Here is an 18,379-nt window from a genome sequence, read left to right on the forward strand (position 1 = left end):
GATGTCAAGAATCCTTAACCTCACCGGGGCGCGGAACGGGCCCTCAGCGGGAGCGCGGGACCACCAGGCCCGACTCGTAGGCGAACACGACGAGCTGGGCGCGGTCGCGGGCGCGCAGCTTGGTCATGGCCCGGCTGACGTGGGTCTTCGCGGTCGCCGGGCTGATCGACATGCCCGCGGCGATCTCGTCGTTGGACAGGCCGCGGGCGACCAGCGCGGTCACCTCGCGCTCGCGGTTGGTGAGCGCGTCCAGGCCGACCGGGGCGGGCTGGGGGCGGCGGGAGACGTACTCGCCGATCAGCTTGCGGGTGATCGCCGGCGATAGGAGCGCGTCGCCGCGGGCGGCGATCCGCACACCCTGCAACAGGTCGTCCGGCTCGGTGTCCTTGACCATGAAGCCGCAGGCCCCCGCGCGCAGCGCGGTGTAGACGTACTCGTCCAGGCCGTAGTTGGTCAGGATCACCACATGGACACCGCTCAGCCGTTCGTCGGCCGCGATCCGCCTGGTGGCCTCGATGCCGTCCATGACCGGCATCTGCACGTCCACCAGGGCGACGGCGGGGCGGTGTTCGAGGGCCAGGGCGATGGCCTGCTCGCCGTTCGCGGCCTCGGCGACGACCTCGATGTCGTCCTCGGCCGACAGCAGCGCGCGGAAGCCGCCGCGGATCAGCGCCTGGTCGTCCACCAGCAGGACACGGATCATCGGGCCTCCTCGAACACCGGCGCGGGCAGCGCGGCCCGCACGCTGAACCCGCCCTCCGGCCGCGGCCCGGCCGTGAGCGTGCCGCCCAGCGCGGTGACGCGCTCGCGCATGCCGAGCAGGCCGACGCCCGGAACGTGTGGTTCGTCCGGGCTCGCCCGCCCCTCGTCGTCCACCCGCACGACCAGCTCGCGATCGTGGTAGTCCAGCCGCACGGAGGCGGTGGTCTCCCCCGCGTGCCTGGACACGTTGGTCAGCGCCTCCTGGACGATCCGGTAGGCGGCCCGGTCGACCTCGGGCGGCAGCGCCCGGCGTACGCCCTCGATCGTCACCGTGGCGGGCAGGCCGGTCGCGCGGGCGCGCTCGACCAGCTCGTCCAGGCGGTCCAGGCCGCTGGCGGCGGGCTCGCCCTCGGCGGGGTCGCGCAGCACCTCCAGCGTGGCCCGCAGCTCGCGTACGGCGTCACGGCCGGCCTCCTGGATGGCCAGCAGCGCGGCGGGCACCTCCTCGCCGCGTTTGCGGGCCAGGTGGACGGCCACGCCCGCCTGCACCTTGATCACCGAGATGCTGTGCGTGAGCGAGTCGTGCAGTTCCCTGGCGATGCGCAGCCGTTCCTCTCCGGCACGGCGCAGCGCGGCCTCCTCACGGGTCCGCTCGGCCTCGGCGGCGCGCCGCTCGACCTGTTCGAGGTACGCCTGCCGGTGCCTGGCGGTGGTCGCCGCGACCCCGGCGGCCAGGAACCAGCCGAGCAGCAGCACCGTGCCCTGGACGGTTTCCAGCGGCGGATCGCCGGTGTCCGCGGACAGGGTCAGCGCCAGGCCGGCGACCAAGTACACCGTGCCGGCCGCGGCGGGCAGCGCCCGGTGCCCGGCCCGGACCGCGCCGAACACCGCGACCAGCACGGGAAAGGCGGCGCTCGGATCGGGCAGGGCGTCCACGCTGTAGACCAGCATGGCGGCGGTCGTGATCAGCAGTACCGCCCGGGGCGCGGACCGCCGGGCGGCGAGAGCCAGCGAACCGGCCAGTACGGCGGCGAAGCCCACCGGCCCGGTGCCCGGCGTGACCAGGGCCACGGCCAAGAGCAGCGCGGCCACCACCGCCGCGAGCGCCCCGTCCGCCACGAGCGGCCGCCCGAGGTGCGCGTTGTTCATCCGGCAACGATATGACCCCGCAGGTCGTGGGCGCTTCCCCACCAGGTCGTAGTCAGACCTACCACGCGTGTGGTATCCGCCGCCGAAGTGCCTTCCGCAAAGCGTCTTGACCAGGGACATCGGGTGGGTGTCAGAGCGACCACGACGAGACTCTTTACTGTTAGGAAACTTTCCTTTATGTTGAGGCGACCCCCCGGCTTGAACCCCCCAAAGGACGAACCAGATGAAACGAACGCTCATCGCCGTGGTGCTGGCCGTAGCCGGCGCCACGATCCCGTCCGCGGCGGCGACCGCCGCCCCACTCGGCACCACCGGCGCGGCGGCGCACACCCAGGTGGCCGCCGCCGCCTGGGCGCCCTACACCTCCTACAGCGCGGGCACGGTCGTCACGCACAACGGCCAGGACTACGAGTGCGTCCAGAGCCACACGTCCCTGCCCGGCTGGGAGCCGAACGCCGTACCGGCCCTGTGGAAGCGGGCCGAGGGCGGCGGCGACCGCACCGCGCCCAGCATCCCGGGCAACCTCCGCTCGACCGGCTCGACCAGCGACAGCATCTCACTGGCCTGGAACGCCTCCACCGACAACGTGGGCGTCACCGGCTATGACGTCTACCGCGGCACGCAGCGGGTGGGCACCGCGACCGGCACCACCTACACCGACACCGGCCTGGCCGCGTCCACCAACTACACCTACACCGTGCGCGCCAAGGACCAGGCGGGCAACACCTCCGAGCCGAGCGCTCCGGTGACGGCGAGCACCTCCGGCGGGACCGGCACCCCCGGCCAGCCCGGCGCGGCGACCGCCACCTCCACGGACAACAGCATCTCGCTGACCTGGGGCGCCTCCAGCGGCACGGTGACCGGCTACCGGGTCTACGAGGGCACCGCCCAGCGGGCCGAGGTGACCGGTACCAGCACCACGATCTCCGGCCTTGCCAAGTGTGAGAACCACACCTACATCATCAGGGCCTACAACTCGGTGGGCGAGTCCGCGGGCCGCGAAGTGAGCGCCAAGACCACCGGCTGCACCGGCGGACCCGAGAAGCTGCCCGGCGCGCCGTACCTCTACATGGGCTGGGGCAACCCGCCGGACCCGGGTACGGTCATGGACGCCACCGGCGTCAAGGCCTTCACGATGGCCTTCATCCTTGCGCAGAACGGCTGTAACCCGGCCTGGGACGGCCAGCGTCCGCTGACCGGCGGCGCCGACGCGCGGGCGATCAACACCATCGAGTCCAAGGGCGGCAGCGTCGAGATCTCCTTCGGCGGCTGGTCGGGCAACAAGCTCGGCCCGAACTGCTCCACCCCGCAGGCGTACGCCGACGCGGTGCAGAAGGTGATCGACGCGGTGACCCCGGCGGCGGTCGACTTCGACATCGAGAACACCGACGAGTTCGGCAACTACACCGTGATGGACCGCATCCTGAACGCCCTGAAGATCGTCAAGCAGCGCAACCCGAACGTCAAGATCGTCGTAACCATCCCGACCTTCAAGACGGGCCTGAGCAACGACGGTGTCCGCCTGGTCAACCAGGCCAAGGCGCTGAACGTGCCGATCGACAACTACACGATCATGCCGTTCAACTTCAACGGCACGAACATGTACACCGACACCGTCAACGCCTCCGAGGGCCTGAAGAACTCGCTGAAGAGCGCGTTCGGCTGGAGCGACGCCGAGGCGTACGCCCACATGGGCATCTCGGGCATGAACGGCTACTCCGACCAGCGTGAGCTGACCACCCCGCAGATCTGGACCCAGATCCGCGACTGGGCGAAGTCCAAGGGCCTCACCAGGCTCGCCTACTGGGCGGTCAACCGCGACCGCGCCAACGGTGGCGGCGCCCCGCAGGGCGAGTGGGAGTTCACCCGCATCACCGCGGGCTTCTGACCCACCTGATCCACCGGGTTTCAGACCCGCCCCGGAGAGGGCCCCGCCGCGTCGGTGCCCTCTCCGGCACCCCCCCGGACCGGCCGTGCGGCGACCGGCCGGTTCAAGTCCGGGCCGCCGCGGCGCGCGGCCCTTCCACGGACAGGGCGAGACGCGGGACCATGGCCAGCCACACCGCCCCCGGCACCGCCATGAGCAGCCCGAGCCCGGCGAACACCGGCCCGATCCCGGCCGTGTCGATGAGGCCGCCGGTCGCCGCCGCCGACACCCCGAGGCCCAGGGTGGCGGTGGCGCTCCACAGCGCGGTCACCCGGCCCCGGTTGTCGTTGGAGGTCGCGTTGAGCAGGGTGGTCATCGCGGCCGGGCCGTACACCACCTCGGCCGCCGCGACCAGCCCCCACAGCGCCAGCGCCGCCGCGATGCCGACCGGCAGCCCGAGCAGCATGGTGACCAGCCCCTCGGCCAGGCAGGACACCCCGATCACCCGCAGATGGACGCGCGCGGGCAGCGTCCGCAGCCGGGCGGCGGCCACGACGAGCACCACGCCGCCGGCCGTGCCCTGAACGGCGTAGAACCACCCGGTGCCGCCGTCGCCCAGCTCGTACACGCGCAGCGCGAGGTAGGTCATGGCGGTGATCGTGCCGCCCAGCCCGAGGCAGAAGAACGCCTCAAGGAGCAGCAGCGCGGCGACCACGCGGGTGCGCGCCGCCACGGCGAGGCCCGCGCGCAACGACCGCCACCAGCCGGCCGGCGGGCCGCCCGCGTACCGGTCTCCGGACCGGACGCTCCAGGTCAGCCACACCGACCCCAGGAACGAGACGGCGTTGACGACGAACGCCCAGCGCCAGCCCACCAGGCCCACCACGACACCGCCCGCGACGCCGCCGACCGCCTGCAACGCCAGGCTGTTGACCTGGACGGCGGCGGAGTACAGCGGGTACTCCTCGGGCCGGGCCAGGCTCGGCATCCACGCGTTGCGGGCGGCCTGGAAGACGAACCCGGCCGCCGCCGAGGCGAAGGTCAGCGGGTAGACCAGCCACAGCCGCCCGGGTTCGTCGGCGACCAGGAACGCGGCGGCCAGCACCGCCATCGCCACGTCGGTCACCAGCATGACCGTGCGCCGGTCGGCGCGGTCGGCGAGCACGCCGCCCCAGACCCCGGCGAGCGCCCCCGGCAGGTAGCGGACGGCCAGCGTCAGCCCGGCCGCCATCCCGGCCCCGGAGTGGTCGTAGACCATCGCGAACACCGCGACCGCCGAGAACCAGCCGCCGCAGACGCTGACCAGGTTGCCGAGCCAGAGCCTGCGGAGGTCGCGATTGCCGGCCAGCAACTCGCGGAGCGTCCGCGCGGGTTCCACTTGCCCCTCCCGGTTGACAGTGGGAATGATTCTCATTGCTGCCCGACCATATATCAAGACTTGACAATGATTTTCATTCCATGAATTACTGCCCCATAGATGCGGACCAAATAGGGCAGTTCGCCCCGTATCGGGAGGGAGGTGACGCGGGATGAAGGTCAAGAAGCTGAAGGTCCAGGCGCGTAACGCGGCTGTGCACTCGTCGAACCACGCCACTGTGGCGCCGGCCAAGACGGCCTGGCGCTAGGCCGAGCGAAACCCGGGTGCGGGCATGACCCAACCACGCCCGCACCCGGGCCCACGATGCTACTCCTGGAGGAAAACCATGGTGGAGGGTCCGGCGCAGTGGCCGCCAGGGACCACGTTCGTGCCCACCGAGGAGGGCTGGCTGGTCCACGGGCCCGACGAGGATTTCATGGTCCTGGACGTCCCGGCGGAGAACCGGCGTGCGGTCGCCGACCTCATCGCCGGGCGCCTCGACGCCGCGACCGCGGCGAAAAGCATCCCCGGAGCCGCCGACCTGCTCGCCGAGCTGACCCCGCCTCCGCCGCGGGCGGGGGCCAAGGCAGAGGTACTGCTCGTGGGGGAGGGCTTCTTGGCCGACGAACTGACCGCCGAACTGGCCACCCGCCCGGACGACTTCTCCCTCCGGCGCCTCCCGGACGACCACGCGGTACGCGAGGCCCTCCCCGGCCGCGCCGTCCGCCACCCGCTGGACGGATTCGCGGTCCGGCACGCCGCCGACGACCTCGCCCCACGGCAGCCCCCGGACGACCATGCGGTACGCCAGGCCCCCGCCGCCCCGCACGCCCCGGCCGGCTCCGCGATACGGCATACCGCCGACGACCTCGCCGTACGACACCCCCTGGACGACCACGCGGTCGGGCACGCCGCTGACGACCTTGCCGTACGGCAGCTCGCGGGCGGTGTCATGGGACCGGATGCCGGTACGGCGGTGCTGGTGGCGTGCGCGGAGCGGCTGCCGGACGCGCGCTGGCGCGAACTGGACGCGCGGTGCAGGGACGCGGGCATCCCCTGGCACCGAGGGCACAGTGAAGGACGCCGCTGGTACGTCGGCCCGTTCACCCCCGCGCATGGCGGGGCCGGATACGAGGACGTGCGGCTGCGCCGGCTGGCCGCCTGCCCGTGGCCGGAGGAACTGGCCGCCTACTGGGCCTTCCTGGACGGCGGCGGGCTCCCCGCCGCCCCCGCCGACCCGCGCGGCGCCGTGGTGGCCGCCGCCCTCATCGCCGCCGACCTCCGCGCCTGGCGGGCCGGTCTTCCGCCCCCAGGGGCCGGCGTCCAGGTCGGCATCGACCTCCACTCAGGCCGCCTGCGGCGCCACCCCGTACTCCCCGTCCCGCACGGCCTGATGCGCGAGACCCCGGCATGAGCGGAGCGCCGGAGGCACGACCCGGGCCGGTGGTGGCGGGGATGGCCGCCGAGCTGGTGCTGCCCGGCCGGATCCCGGCGGCGGCCGTGGTGATCCGCACGCCGTACGGCATCGCCGGGTGCCTGCCGGAGGCGCGGTCCTTCGCGGCGGCCGGGCTGGCCTGCCTGGTACAGGACGTACGCGGACGGCACCTGTCCCCCGGGACCTTCGCCATCGGCCGGGACGAGACCGCCGACGGGCACGCCACCCTGGACTGGGCGGTCGCGCAGCCGTGGTGCGACGGCACGGTGTTCCTGTACGGCGTGGCCTACGAGGCGTACGCCGCCTGGTGCGCCGCCGGGCACCCGGCGGTGGGCGGGATCATCAGCCGCCAGCCGTGGCCGCCGATCGCCGCGCCCGCGCTCGACGACGAACTATGGTGGCGGACCGAACTGGCCCGCCCCGGGCTGTTCGAGGAGATCATGGCCGGCCGGCCCGAGCCGGACGTGGCCGGCTGGCCGGTGGACATCGGCCCCTGGCCGCCCGCGCCCGGCGGCCACCGGGAGGCGATCGCCCGGGTCACCCGGGCCGCCCGCGAGGTCACCGCGCCCAGCCTGCACCTGGGGAGCTGGCTGTGCCGGTCGGCGGAGACCACCGTGCGCCAGGCCGCGCTCGCCCCCGGCACCGACGTCGTGATGGGCGGCTGGGCCAGCGCGCTCACCCACCGTCTGCACGAGACGTGCGCCCTGGACGTACCGGTCGAGCCGCATCCCTTCGAGCTGGCGCTGGACTGGCTGGCCGGGCGGCGGCAGGGCCGGTGCCTGCTGCTCGGCAGCGGGCGCTGGACCGACGCCGATCCGCTGCCGCCCCGCCGCACCGGGCAGGCCGCGCCCGCCGTGGAGAGCGGCCCGGTCCGGCTGCGCCACGACCCCGCCCGGCCCTACCCGTCGGCGCCGCACTCGGCGGACCTGGCCCCGCTGGCGGACCGCCCCGACGTCGTACGGCTGAGCGTGCCGGACCCGCCGCCCTGGCACGGCACGCCACTGGTCACCGCCGAGGTGAGCACGGACGTCCCGGCCGAACTCGTCGCCACGCTCGTCCACGAACGGCCCGGCGGCGTGGCGACCCGGCTGGCCGACGGCACCGCGCCGGTGCGTCCAGGCGTCACCGGGTGCGAGATCCGGCTGACCGTGGGGGCGGTCGAGCTGCCGCCCGGCCACCGGCTGCACCTGGAGCTGACCGCGGGCCGCCCGCCCCGCCACCGCGCGCCCGGCGTACCGGCCGAGATCACGCTGTCCGGCCTCGCCCTGCACCTGCCCCGCCCGCGCGGCGGGGCGTTCCCCGAAGCCGGAGCAGGAGCCGCCTTGTGAGGACGCTCATCGACGACCGCACCGGCCTGATCCGGCGGGTGGACTTCCTGGAGCCGGAGCCGTGGTGGCCCGCCGGGCTGGCCATCTGCACGGCGGAGGTCGGCTCGCCGTACCGGCTGCTGCCCTGGCCCGCCGACCGGGTGGCCACCGGCACGGCGTTCGGCGACCCGGAGCGGGCCAGGCGCAGCGCGATCGGCGAGGCCGCCGAGCGCTACTGCGGCAACTTCGTGCCCGCGGGACTGCGCCGCGCCGCATACCGCGACCTGCGCGAGCCCGCGATGGACCCGGCGAGCGCGGCGCTCTACTCCGACGCCCAGCACGCCACGCCGGGCTTCCCGTTCCACCGCTTCACCCGGGACCTGCCGGTGCTGTGGACCCCCGGGACCGACCTGACCGGCGGCACGCCGGTGTGGCTGCCCGCCTCGCTGGTGTACGTGAACTACTTCAGTCCGCCCAGGGACCACGAACCCCCCACCAACTACGCCAACCTCGCCGGAATCGCCGCCGGGCCGTCCCTCGACGCCGCGCACACGGCCGCGCTGGAGGAGGTCATCGAGCGGGACGCCACGATGATCTGGTGGGCCAACGCGCTGCCCGCCGCGCCCGTCACCGGGGCAGGCCATCCCGTGGCGCCGCTGACACCGCTGCCCGAGCCCGGCTGGTACCACGCCGGCGGGCTGCGGTACCGGGTCGTGGCGGTGCCGACCGTCTTCGAGGTCGCGGTACTCGGGGTGCTGCTCGACGACCGGGCGGCCGGCATCGCCACCTTCGGCGTGGCGGCCCGGCCCGACCCGGCGCAGGCCGTGGCCAAGGCCCTGGCCGAGGCCGTCACGCTGCGCCGCTACGCCCTCGGGCTGCTCGACCCCGAGGGCGAGATCTGGGCCGCCGCCGACGCGGGCGTGATCGACCGCGGTGTGTTCAAACCGCATCGCGCCGACCGGGCCTACGCCTCCTCCTACCGGCCCGACTACCGCGACGTGGTGGACCTCGGCTGCCACAGCCAGATCTGGCTGGACCCGCGGATGCGCGCCCACCTGGGCCCGATCACCTCCGGCCGCGAGGCGATCCCGCTCGGCGAGCTGCCCCGGATCGACGGCGACCCGCTGGACGGCTACCTCGCGCGGATCGCCGCCCAGGGCCTGCCCGCCTACGCGGCCGACCTCACCACCCCCGACGTGGCCGCCGCCGGGATCGCGGTGTCGCGGGTGATCGTGCCCGGCGCGTACGCCAACGCCCCGGCCGCGTTCACCTGCCTGGGCGGCGAACGGATGCGCGGCGATCCCGCCCGGCTCGGCCACCGGCCCGCCGCCGTGGCCAACCTCGTCCCCCTCCCGCACACATGATCGGCGTCGACTCCCGCCTCGGCGTGGTCACCGCGCTGCGGACCGGCACGCTGCACGGGACGCTGCACGTGGCCTTCGCCGACCTGGCCGGCACCGGCGGGCACGGCCTGCCGCTCGGCAACCCCACGGTCAGCGGGGCCTCCTGGCACGATCCCGGCCAGGCCCGGCTGCGCGCCCTCGGCGAGGCGGCCGAACGCTACTGCGGCCACCTGGTCCCGGCCGCGCGGCTGGCCGAGGCCACCTGGCACGACCTCGCCCCTGACGCGGTGGACCCGGCCGGGCTCGCCCGCTACTCCGCCGCCCAGCTCCGGCGGCCCGGTTTCCCGTTCACCGGGTTCGCCCGCGACGACCGCATCCCCTGGGTGCGGGGCACCCGGCCGGACGGCACGCCGATCTGGGTGCCGGCCGAGCTGGTGTGGCTGGCCCCGCTGGGCGCGCGGCCGGCCGTGCTGCCGGTGTCGGGGGGCATCGCGGCGGGTCCCGATCCGGCTTCTGCGCGCGCCGCCGCGCTGGCCGAAGTGGTCGAACGGCACGCGCTGGCCACCGCCTGGCTGTCCGGACGCCGCTTCCCCGCGCTGCCCGCGAGCATGCCGCCGCGGGTGCCGGGGCTGCGGCTGCGCGGCTTCGCCGTCCCGAACCTGATCGACGCCCCGGTGGCGTTGTGCCTGGCGCAGGACGCCTCGGGGCTGCTCGGCGTGGGCTGCGCCCTCGCCGCCGACGGCCGGATCGCCACCTCGCTGGCGAAGGCCGCCGCCGAGGCGGTCCAGTCGCTGGACACCACGGCCCGGATCGCCGCGGGCGGCCTGCCCGAGTGGGAACGTCCGTACGGCCCGCTCGCCGGGCACCGGCCCGACCGGGCGTACGCCGCCGCCTACCGCCCGGACTTCGCCGACGCCGTCGATGTGACCTGCCACCTGCAACTGCTCGCCGACCCGGCGTTCGCGGCCCGGATCGCCGCGCGGTTCGCACCCGCCGAGCCGTGGACCCCCGCGCCGCCGTGCGACCCGGAGGCCGCGCTGGCGGCACGCGGGCTCACGCCGATCACCGTCGATCTGACCACGCCCGACGTGGCCGCGTGCGGGATGTCCGTCGCGCGGGTGGTGGTGCCCGGATTACGGGCCACGACACCCGCGGCCTTCCCGATGCTCGGCGGCGGCGCGGAACCCCTGCCCGCCCGCCCCTGCCTGTTACCGATACCCCATGCGTGATCAATTCAGGAGAGACCCCATGCGCAGATCGATCGCCGCTTTGGCCGTGGCGGCGCTGGCCGCTCTGGCGGGTACGGCCGGCTGTGGCGGCGGCGAGCCCGCCCAGCAGGCGGCGCGACCGGACGAGCCCGCCCCGATCGAGGTGACCAACTGCGGGGCGAAGTACCGTTTCGACTCGCCGCCGAAGCGGATCGTCGCCTCCAGCACCATCGCCACCGAGATCGTGCTCGCCCTGGGCGCACGGGACCGGCTGGTCGGGGCCGTCGCGCCCGGCGAGCTGCTGCCCGAGGCGGCGGCGGCGTTCAAGGGCGTCAACATCATCGCCGAGTCGGCCTTCCCGCCCCCGTCCAAGGAGACGGTCTTCGCCGCCAACCCCGACTTCGTGGTCAGCGGCTACCCCGACGACTTCGGCCCCAAGGCCCTCGGCGACCGCGCCAGGCTGCGCCAGGAGGGCGTCAACTCCTACCTGCTGTCCGGCAACTGCCCGGACCACAAGGCCACCGTCGAGGACAGCTACACCGACATCCGCGAACTCGGCCGCCTCCTGGGCGCGCCCGCCAAGGCCGAGGAACTGGTGGCGAAACTCTCGGCCGAGGTGGACGCCGTCAAGCCGGTCGGCGGCACCCCGACGGTCTTCGACTACGCGAGCGGCATGGAGAAGGCCGCCACCGCAGGCTCCAACGGCCTGCTCGACGACCTGATCCGCCGGGCCGGCGGCAAGAACGTCTTCCCCGAGGTGACCTCCTACTCCCAGATCTCCTGGGAGGAACTGGTCAAGCGGGACCCCGACGCGATCGTCGTGGAGGACCAGGCGTTCGAGCCCGCGGCGAAGGCCATCGCGTTCCTCACCTCCTACGAGCCGATCAAGAACGTCACCGCGGTCAAGGAGAAGCGGTTCATCGTCATCCCGGTCAACGACACCCAGCCCGGCCTGCGCAGCGGGCGGGCGCTGCGCACCCTCGTGGCCGGGCTCGCCCGGTGAGCCGGGTATCGGAGCCTTCCGCGCCTTCCTCCGCACCGCCCCGGGAACGCACGGCCGCGCCCGCGCGCTCCGGCCGCCTCGGTTTCGCGGGCCTGATCCTGCTGCTCGGCGCGGTGCTGCTGGTCTCGCTCGTGGTCGCCGTGGGGCTCGGCCCGGTGTCGATCCCGGCGGGCGACGTGGCGCGGATGCTCGGCCACCGGCTGGCGCCCTGGCTGGTGAGCGAGGCCCCGGCCGGGCCGCAGTCGGTCATCGTGCTGGACATCCGCTTCCCCCGGGTGCTGCTCGGCGCGGTGGTGGGGGCCGGGCTGGCCGCCGTGGGCGCGGTGCTCCAGGGGGTGCTGCGCAACCCGCTCGCCGACCCGTACATCATCGGGGCCAGCTCGGGGGCCTCGCTGGGGGCGGTGCTGGTGATCCTGGCGGGGGTCTCCCCCTTCGGGCCGCTGTCGCTGCCGCTGTCCGCGTTCGCCGGGGCGATGGCCGCGTTCGGTTTCGTGCTCGGCATCTCCCGGCGCGGCGGGCAGCTCGCGCCCACCCGGCTGATCCTGGCCGGGGTCGCGGTCGCGGCCCTCACCGAGGCGGTGACCAGCTACATCGTGCTCACCACGCCGGACAAGGAGGTGCGGACCGCGCTGTTCTGGACACTCGGCGGCCTGTCCGGCACCCAGTGGCGGGACGTCGGCGTGCCCGCGGTCATCGTCCTTTCTGCGACGGCGTGGTTCGTCACCCGTGCCACCCTGCTCAACGCCCTGGTGCTCGGCGACGAGGGGGCCACCGGCCTGGGGGTGGAGGTGGACCGGCTGCGGCTGCGGCTGATCACGGTGAGCGCGCTGGTGATCGGCACGGTGGTCGCGGTCAGCGGCGGCATCGGGTTCGTCGCGCTGATGGTGCCGCACGCCGTACGGCTGGCGGCCGGGGCCGACAACCGGCACCTGGTCCCGCTCAGCGCGCTCACCGGGGCGCTCCTGCTGGTCTGGGTGGACGTCGGAGCGCGAATGCTCAACCAGCCCGACGAGATCCCCATCGGAGTGATCACCGCCGTGCTCGGCTCTCCCTTCTTCCTCTTCCTACTGATCAGGGCGGACCGTTGAACATCGAGATCCGCGACGTCTCGTGGCTGCACGTGCTCCACGAGATCACGCTCAGCGTGCGCTCGGGCGAGGTGGCCGGGCTGGTCGGTCCCAACGGCAGCGGCAAGACCAGCCTGCTGCGCTGCGTCTACCGCAGCACCCGGCCGGACGGCGGGCGGATCACGGTCGGCGGGATGGACGTCTGGCAGGCTCCGGCCCGCGAGGTCGCCCGCACGGTGGCGGTGCTCGCCCAGGACACCCCGGCCGACCTGAACAACTCGGTGGAGCAGATCGTCGGCCTGGGCCGCATCCCCTACCTGGGCGCGCTCGGCCGGTTGTCCGCCGCCGAGCGGACGCTGATCGCCGACACCATCGAACGGCTGGAACTGGGCCCGCTGCGCCGCCGGCCGTACGCGACGCTGTCCGGCGGCGAACGCCAGCGGGTGCAACTGGCCCGCGCGCTGGTCCAGGAACCCAAGGTGCTGATCCTGGACGAGCCGACCAACCACCTGGACCTGCGCCACCAGGTGGACGTGCTGCGCCTGGCCCGCTCGATCGGGGTCACCGTCCTGGTCACCCTGCACGACCTGCAACTGGCCGCCGCCGCCTGCGACCGGCTGGCGGTGCTGAGCGAGGGGCGGGTCGTGGCCGAGGGCCCGGCCGTGGAGGTGGTCACTCACGACCTGCTGCGCCGGGTCTACCATGTCGAGGCCCACGTCACCCCCGGCCCCGACGACCTGCCGAGGATCTTCCTGCCGGTTTGACGGCGGCCGGGCGGGGCAGCCGACGTACCAGATGAGCACGACCATCGACGGGGTGCGGCGGATCGCCGTACTGCGCGCCAACGCGCTGGGCGATTTCGTGATGGCGCTGCCCGCGCTCGCGGCCGTCAAGGCGGCCTACCCGGGCGCCCGGCTCACCCTGCTCGGCCACGAGTGGCACGCCGGCCTGCTGCGCGGGCGTCCCGGGCCGATCGACGAGGTGGTGGCGCTGCCGCCGATCTCCGGGGTGGGCACCACCGACCCCGGGCATCCCGTGCCGCCGGGCCTGCTGGAACGGCTGGCCCGGCGCGGCTTCGACCTCGCGCTTCAGATGCACGGCGGCGGGCTCTACTCCAACCCGTTCGTCCGCGGCATCGGCGCGCGGTTCACCGCCGGGCTGCGCAGCCCGGACGCCGTGCCGCTGGACCGCTGGGTCCGCTACGCCCACCACCAGCACGAAACGCTCCGGCTGCTGGAGGTCGCCGCGCTGGTCGGCGGGTCCACGGCCGCCGTGGAACCCGTGCTGGCCGTCACCGGCCGCGACCGCGCCGAACTCGCCGCCGTGCTCGGCGACCCGCCGCCCGGCCTGGTCGCGGTCCACCCTGGGGCCAACGACCCCCGGCGCAGGTGGCCGCCGGAGCGGTTCGCCGCCGTGGCCGACCGGCTCGGCCGTCCCGTCGTCGTCACCGGAACCGGGCGTGAACGGGAACTCGCCGATCGGGTCGCCGCCGCCATGCGCGCCCCCGCGACGGTGACGGCCGGGCGGCTGGGCCTCGGCGCGCTGGCCGCCCTGTATCGGCGCTGCGACCTGCTGATCGCCAACGACACCGGCCCGCGCCACCTGGCCGCCGCCGTCGGCACCCCCACCGTGGGGATCTACTGGTGCGGCAACATCGTCAACGCCGGGCCGCTGACCCGGACCTCGCACCGGGTGCTGATCTCCTGGCTGACCCGATGCCCGGCCTGCGGGGCGGACGGCATGGACCCGGAGGCCGGGCTGTGCCCGCACGAGACGTCCTGGGTGGCCGGGGTGCCCGTGGAGGCCGTCGCCGAACAGGCCGCCGATCTGCTGGACCGGCAGGATGCCGGCCGTTGACCAGAACAAGGACCACGGCCTCGACTTCACCGCCGCCTCCCGGGTAACGGACCGGCATGACCGATGAAACCGTGGACGCGGTCGTGGTCGGGGACGTGATGCTCGACTCCTGGCTGGACGGCCGGGTCGATCGCCTGGCGCAGGAGGCGCCGGTGCCCGTGGTCAGCGTCGAGGCCGTGGCCGAGGCGCCGGGCGGCGCGGGGAACACCGCGGCCAACCTGGCGGCGCTCGGCGCGCGGGTGCATCTGGTCGCCGTGGTGGGCGACGACGACCGCGCGGGCACACTGGCCGGGGCGCTGCGCGGGCTCGGCGTGCGGGCCACCCTGCTGCCGGTGCCGGGACGCAGGACCACCCACAAGCGGCGGCTGCTCGGCCGCGGCCGGCTCGTCGCCCGCTACGACGAGCAGGACCGCGACCCGATCCCGCCTGACGTGGAGGACGCGCTGGCCGGCCTGCTGCCCGCCCTGGTACGGCGGGCGGACGTGGTCATCGCCTGCGACTACGCGGCGGGGGTGTGCACCGAGGGCGTGCGGCGGGCGCTCACCGGCCTGCCCCGGCTCGTGGTGGACGCGCACCGGGTCGCGCCCTGGCGGGGCTGCCGGCCGTACGCTGTGCTGCCCAGCTACGCCGAGGTGCTGGAACTGCTCGGCGAGGACGGCGCAGGCGAGGACCGGATCGGCTTCCTGACCGCCCGCTCCCGGCGGCTGCTCGCGGCGACGGCGGCCGAGCTGGTGGTGACCACTCTGGACGGCGAGGGCACGCTGCTGCACCGGGCCGGGCGCGAGCCGTACCGGACCCTGGCCGAACCCGCGCCCGAGCACATGGCCACCGGCGCGGGCGACACCTACACGGCGGCCTTCGCGCTGTGGCTGGCCGAAGGGGCCACGCCGGAGGAGGCGGCGCGGGCGGGGCAGGCCGCGGCCTCCGTCGTGGTACGCCGCCCCGGCACGGCGACCTGCACTCTTGCGGAACTGCTGCGGGCGCTGCGCTCCGGCGACCCCGCCGAACAGGTGGCCGAGCGCGTCGCGGAGCACCGCCGCGCGGGCGAGCGCGTGGTGTTCACCAACGGCTGCTTCGACGTGCTGCACCGCGGCCACATCGGCTACCTGGAACAGGCCCGGCGGCTCGGCGACGTGCTCGTGGTCGCGGTCAACGACGACGCGAGCGTGGCCCGGCTGAAGGGGCCGGGACGCCCGGTCAACCCCTGCCGCGATCGGATGGCGGTGCTCGCCGCGCTGGACCCTGTGGACTACGTGGTGCCGTTCCGGGAGAACACCCCCGAGCGGCTGCTTCGCCTGATCCGCCCCGACCTCTACGTCAAGGGCGGCGACTACACCGAGGAGATGGTGCCGGAGGCGCCGCTGGTGCGCGCGCTGGGCGGGGATGTGCGCATCCTGGACTACCTGCCGGACCGGTCCACCACGGCCCTGATCGCCCGGATGCGCGAGATCCCCGGGTAGCGTCCGCTACGCGACGGACCCGTAAACGGGCTTGCCCGCCCACTCGTAGGTCACGTACACGATCCCGGCGCCGGTGGAGGCCGTCCCGGTGAGCCGCAACCCGGTGGGCCGGCGGCTCGGGCGCGGCCGGGGCCCCGGAGGCCGAGGCGGGCGGGTCGTAGCCCGCCTGACCCCCCACACGGGGATCGGGCCCCCGCCTCCCGGGGACCGATCCGCGCGGGCTATGCCAGAGCCGGGAGCGTTCCCGACTCATAGACCGGGCGGCCCCCGGCCAGCGTGAGGGCGGGCGTGATGCCCGCGAGGTCCTCGTCGGCCACCGACATGACGTCCTCGTCGATGACCACGAGATCGGCCAGCAGCCCGGGGGCCAGCGTGCCCTTGCGGTGCTCGGCGTGCTCCAGGTAGGCCCCGGCCGCCGTCCACAGCCGGATCGCCTGCTCGCGGGTGAGCCGCAGGTCGTCCGGCACCTCCGCGTACGGCCGGGGGCGCGCCCCCACGAACGTCGCGATGCCGCGCCGCCAGTCGGGGAAGGTCACCGGCGCGTCGGAGCTGTCGGCCACCAGCACGCCCGCGGCCAGCAGCGCGCCCGCAGGGAAGGCCCGCGACCAGCGCTCCGCGCCGATGGAGCGGGTCATGGAGGCACCGCTGTGCGTCTTCATCAGCGAGCTGGTGATGACGCCGATGTCGTGTTCGGCGAGCCTGCCGTACAGCTTCTCGTCCAGCAGCGTGCCGTGGATGAGCGCGTGCCTGGCCATCGGCCACGGGTCGGCGGTGAGCGCGCGGATCATGCCGTCGGCCGCCGCGTCCGCCGCCCGGTCGCCACAGACGTGTACCTGGGCCTGGAGCCGGTGGCGGTGGACCAGCTCGATCTGCCGCATCAGCTCGTCGTACCGGGCCTCGTCGTCGGCCCCGGGGGTGACCAGGTGCCCGTGGCCGCCGGCCGGGTACGCCTCGTACACCCAGGCCGTGCACTGCGTGGGCACGCCGTCGGCGAACAGTTTGCAGCCGCCCACCCGCAGCCACTCGTCCCCGAGCCCGGTCGCGGCCCCCATGTGCGCAAGGGCCGCCGCGAGCCGTTCGGCGGAGCTGGACGGCGAGGGCCAGTCCCAGTGCAGCAGGGCGTTGACCCGCACGGTCATCCGGTCCGCGACGCGCAGGGCCGTGTAGTCGCGCAGCAGTTCGGGCCAGACGGTGGGGTCGGTGACGCTGGTGATGCCGAGCGAGTTGAGCGTGCGCATGGCCGCCACGATGGCGTCGCGCCGCTCGTCGGCAGCGTGCTCCGGGACGTACGCGGTGACCAGGCCCTTGGCCGACTCCAGCAGCAGCCCGGTCGGCTCGCCCGCCGCGTCGCGGACGACCTGACCGCCCTCCGGGTCCGGCGTGTCGCGGGTGATCCCGGCCAGCCGCAGCGCCGCGGTGTTGACCAGCACCGAGTGCCGCGAGGCGTGATGCAGGATGGCGGGCCGGTCGCCGGTGATCGGGTCGATCAGGTCCCGGTGCGGGCCGGGCGCCCCGTCGAACTCGGGGATGTTCGCCTCCCGCCAGCCCTCCCCCACCAGCCAGGCGCTGCCCGCAGGTCCGGGCGGGCCCGCGGCGAGCGCGTCGCGCAGCTCGGCCAGCGTCCGGAACGCCCCCATCTCCACCGAGTAGGGCGGCCCGGACAGGCCGAACATGGCCAGGTGCAGGTGGGCGTCGTTGATGCCGGGCAGTACCGTGCGCCCGCCCAGATCGACCACCCGCGCGCCCAGGCCGGCCGTCGCGCGGCACTCCTCGTCCCCGCCGACCGCGACGATCCGGTCTCCGGCCAGGGCGATCGCGTTCGCGGTGCTGAAGGCGTCGTCGACGGTGAGCACCGTGCCGCCGTGCAGTACGAGATCCGCTTGCGCAGTCATGCTCACCAGCCCGCTTCCAGCACGCGGTCCAGCGCCGCGGCGAACTCGTCGGCCATCGCCGGGGTGAAGGACAGCGGCGGCTTGAGTTTCAGGATGTTCCAGTGCGGGCCGGTGGGATACGCCAGCACCCCCTCGTCCTTGAACCGCTCGCAGATCATCAGGGTCTCCTCGGCCGCGGGCTCCTTGGTCTGGCGGTCGCGGACGAACTCGACGCCGCTGTAGAAGCCCTGCCCGCGCACGTCGCCGAGCGGGTCGGGCCGGCCGCGCATCACACTCGCGGCGAGGACGGCCAGGTCGGCGATCCGCGCGGTGGGCAGCGCGTCGCCGAAGTCGATCAGGCCGGACACGCGGGCGCGCTGCCCGGTGCGGGTGACCAGCACGTTGAAGGCGTTCAGGTCGTGGTGGACGACCGCGACCGGCAGGTCGGCGAACCGCTCGGCCGGCACCGGCGCGTACGCGTCCCGTACCCGTTCCAGCCCCGCGCGCAGCTCCCCGTCCGCGACGTACGGCAGCGCGCCCGCCAGGGCGGCCCCCATGTGGCCGAACTCCCAGTAGTGCGGCGCGGGCGGGTCGGGGTGCTCGAAGGCGGCCGTGGCCGCGGTCGGCCGGCCGGTCACCGCGCCGACGTCGGCCATCGGCTCGGCGGAACGGCGGCCCGCCTCGGCCAGCGGCCGGCCGAACTCCCGCTCGAAGCGTTCGTCGGTGTGGTCGGTCTTGGCGGCGGCCACGCGG

Annotated in this window: 15 protein-coding genes; 10 read left to right on the forward strand and 5 right to left on the reverse strand. The window is 74.6% G+C overall.

The genetic code is table 11. From position 1 onward, the window contains the following. Positions 1-43: 43 nt before the first annotated feature. Together ACH34R_RS35520 and ACH34R_RS35525 are read right to left on the reverse strand one after the other, a co-directional pair. Positions 44-703 carry a response regulator gene (locus ACH34R_RS35520; RefSeq protein WP_397565966.1) on the reverse strand — a complete coding sequence of 220 codons (660 nt, stop codon included), beginning with the start codon at positions 701-703 and terminating at the stop codon, positions 44-46. Further along, positions 700-1,851 (reverse strand): histidine kinase, encoded by a 1,152-nt coding sequence (locus tag ACH34R_RS35525; RefSeq protein ID WP_397565968.1) that lies wholly within the window; start codon positions 1,849-1,851, stop codon positions 700-702. The genes ACH34R_RS35520 and ACH34R_RS35525 overlap by 4 nt, the downstream gene beginning before the upstream one ends. 223 nt (positions 1,852-2,074) lie before the next feature. On the opposite strand from ACH34R_RS35525, the gene ACH34R_RS35530 reads away from it, so the two are divergent. Next, positions 2,075-3,739 (forward strand): fibronectin type III domain-containing protein, encoded by a 1,665-nt coding sequence (locus ACH34R_RS35530; RefSeq protein ID WP_397565969.1) that lies wholly within the window; start codon positions 2,075-2,077, stop codon positions 3,737-3,739. 103 nt (positions 3,740-3,842) lie between these two features. Here ACH34R_RS35530 and ACH34R_RS35535 read toward each other — a convergent pair whose 3' ends face one another. After that, positions 3,843-5,096, reverse strand: a complete 1,254-nt coding sequence (locus ACH34R_RS35535; RefSeq protein WP_397565970.1) for an MFS transporter — start codon at positions 5,094-5,096, stop codon at positions 3,843-3,845. A 325-nt stretch (positions 5,097-5,421) separates the two neighbouring features. Here ACH34R_RS35535 and ACH34R_RS35540 point away from each other — a divergent pair, with 325 nt between their 5' ends. Genes ACH34R_RS35540 through rfaE2 form a run of 9 tightly spaced genes read left to right on the forward strand, consistent with a single transcriptional unit; the run spans position 5,422 to position 15,755 of the window. Continuing rightward, the gene (locus ACH34R_RS35540; RefSeq protein ID WP_397565971.1) at positions 5,422-6,489 is read left to right on the forward strand and encodes a hypothetical protein; all 1,068 of its coding nucleotides are present in this window, start codon (positions 5,422-5,424) and stop codon (positions 6,487-6,489) included. Next, positions 6,486-7,838 carry a CocE/NonD family hydrolase gene (locus tag ACH34R_RS35545; RefSeq protein WP_397565972.1) on the forward strand — a complete coding sequence of 451 codons (1,353 nt, stop codon included), beginning with the start codon at positions 6,486-6,488 and terminating at the stop codon, positions 7,836-7,838. The genes ACH34R_RS35540 and ACH34R_RS35545 overlap by 4 nt, the downstream gene beginning before the upstream one ends. Further along, on the forward strand, positions 7,835-9,181 hold the full coding sequence (locus tag ACH34R_RS35550; protein ID WP_397565973.1) for a YcaO-like family protein: 1,347 nt from the start codon (positions 7,835-7,837) through the stop codon (positions 9,179-9,181). The genes ACH34R_RS35545 and ACH34R_RS35550 overlap by 4 nt, the downstream gene beginning before the upstream one ends. Then, positions 9,178-10,389 carry a YcaO-like family protein gene (locus tag ACH34R_RS35555; protein ID WP_397565974.1) on the forward strand — a complete coding sequence of 404 codons (1,212 nt, stop codon included), beginning with the start codon at positions 9,178-9,180 and terminating at the stop codon, positions 10,387-10,389. The genes ACH34R_RS35550 and ACH34R_RS35555 overlap by 4 nt, the downstream gene beginning before the upstream one ends. Before the next feature lie 19 nt (positions 10,390-10,408). Further along, positions 10,409-11,371 (forward strand): ABC transporter substrate-binding protein, encoded by a 963-nt coding sequence (locus ACH34R_RS35560; protein ID WP_397565976.1) that lies wholly within the window; start codon positions 10,409-10,411, stop codon positions 11,369-11,371. Beyond that, the gene (locus ACH34R_RS35565) at positions 11,368-12,459 is read left to right on the forward strand and encodes a FecCD family ABC transporter permease (RefSeq protein WP_397565977.1); all 1,092 of its coding nucleotides are present in this window, start codon (positions 11,368-11,370) and stop codon (positions 12,457-12,459) included. The genes ACH34R_RS35560 and ACH34R_RS35565 overlap by 4 nt, the downstream gene beginning before the upstream one ends. Further along, complete coding sequence (locus ACH34R_RS35570; RefSeq protein ID WP_397565978.1) at positions 12,456-13,202, forward strand: ABC transporter ATP-binding protein; 747 nt, start codon at positions 12,456-12,458, stop codon at positions 13,200-13,202. Before ACH34R_RS35565 ends, ACH34R_RS35570 begins: the two co-directional genes overlap by 4 nt. A gap of 31 nt (positions 13,203-13,233) precedes the next feature. After that, positions 13,234-14,295 (forward strand): glycosyltransferase family 9 protein, encoded by a 1,062-nt coding sequence (locus ACH34R_RS35575; protein ID WP_397565979.1) that lies wholly within the window; start codon positions 13,234-13,236, stop codon positions 14,293-14,295. A 56-nt stretch (positions 14,296-14,351) separates the two neighbouring features. After that, entirely contained in the window at positions 14,352-15,755 is a 1,404-nt protein-coding gene (gene rfaE2 / locus ACH34R_RS35580) for a D-glycero-beta-D-manno-heptose 1-phosphate adenylyltransferase (RefSeq protein WP_397565980.1), read from the forward strand. A 221-nt stretch (positions 15,756-15,976) separates the two neighbouring features. Here rfaE2 and ACH34R_RS35585 read toward each other — a convergent pair whose 3' ends face one another. Beyond that, entirely contained in the window at positions 15,977-17,647 is a 1,671-nt protein-coding gene (locus ACH34R_RS35585; protein ID WP_397565981.1) for an amidohydrolase, read from the reverse strand. 2 nt (positions 17,648-17,649) lie between these two features. After that, a complete protein-coding gene (locus ACH34R_RS35590; protein ID WP_397565982.1) occupies positions 17,650-18,375 on the reverse strand; it encodes a phosphotransferase in 726 nt (241 codons plus the stop codon). Positions 18,376-18,379: the final 4 nt, after the last annotated feature.

It is taken from the genome of Spongiactinospora sp. 9N601 (assembly GCF_044326295.1).
In the GTDB taxonomy this organism is placed as follows: Bacteria; Actinomycetota; Actinomycetes; order Streptosporangiales; family Streptosporangiaceae; genus Spongiactinospora; species Spongiactinospora gelatinilytica.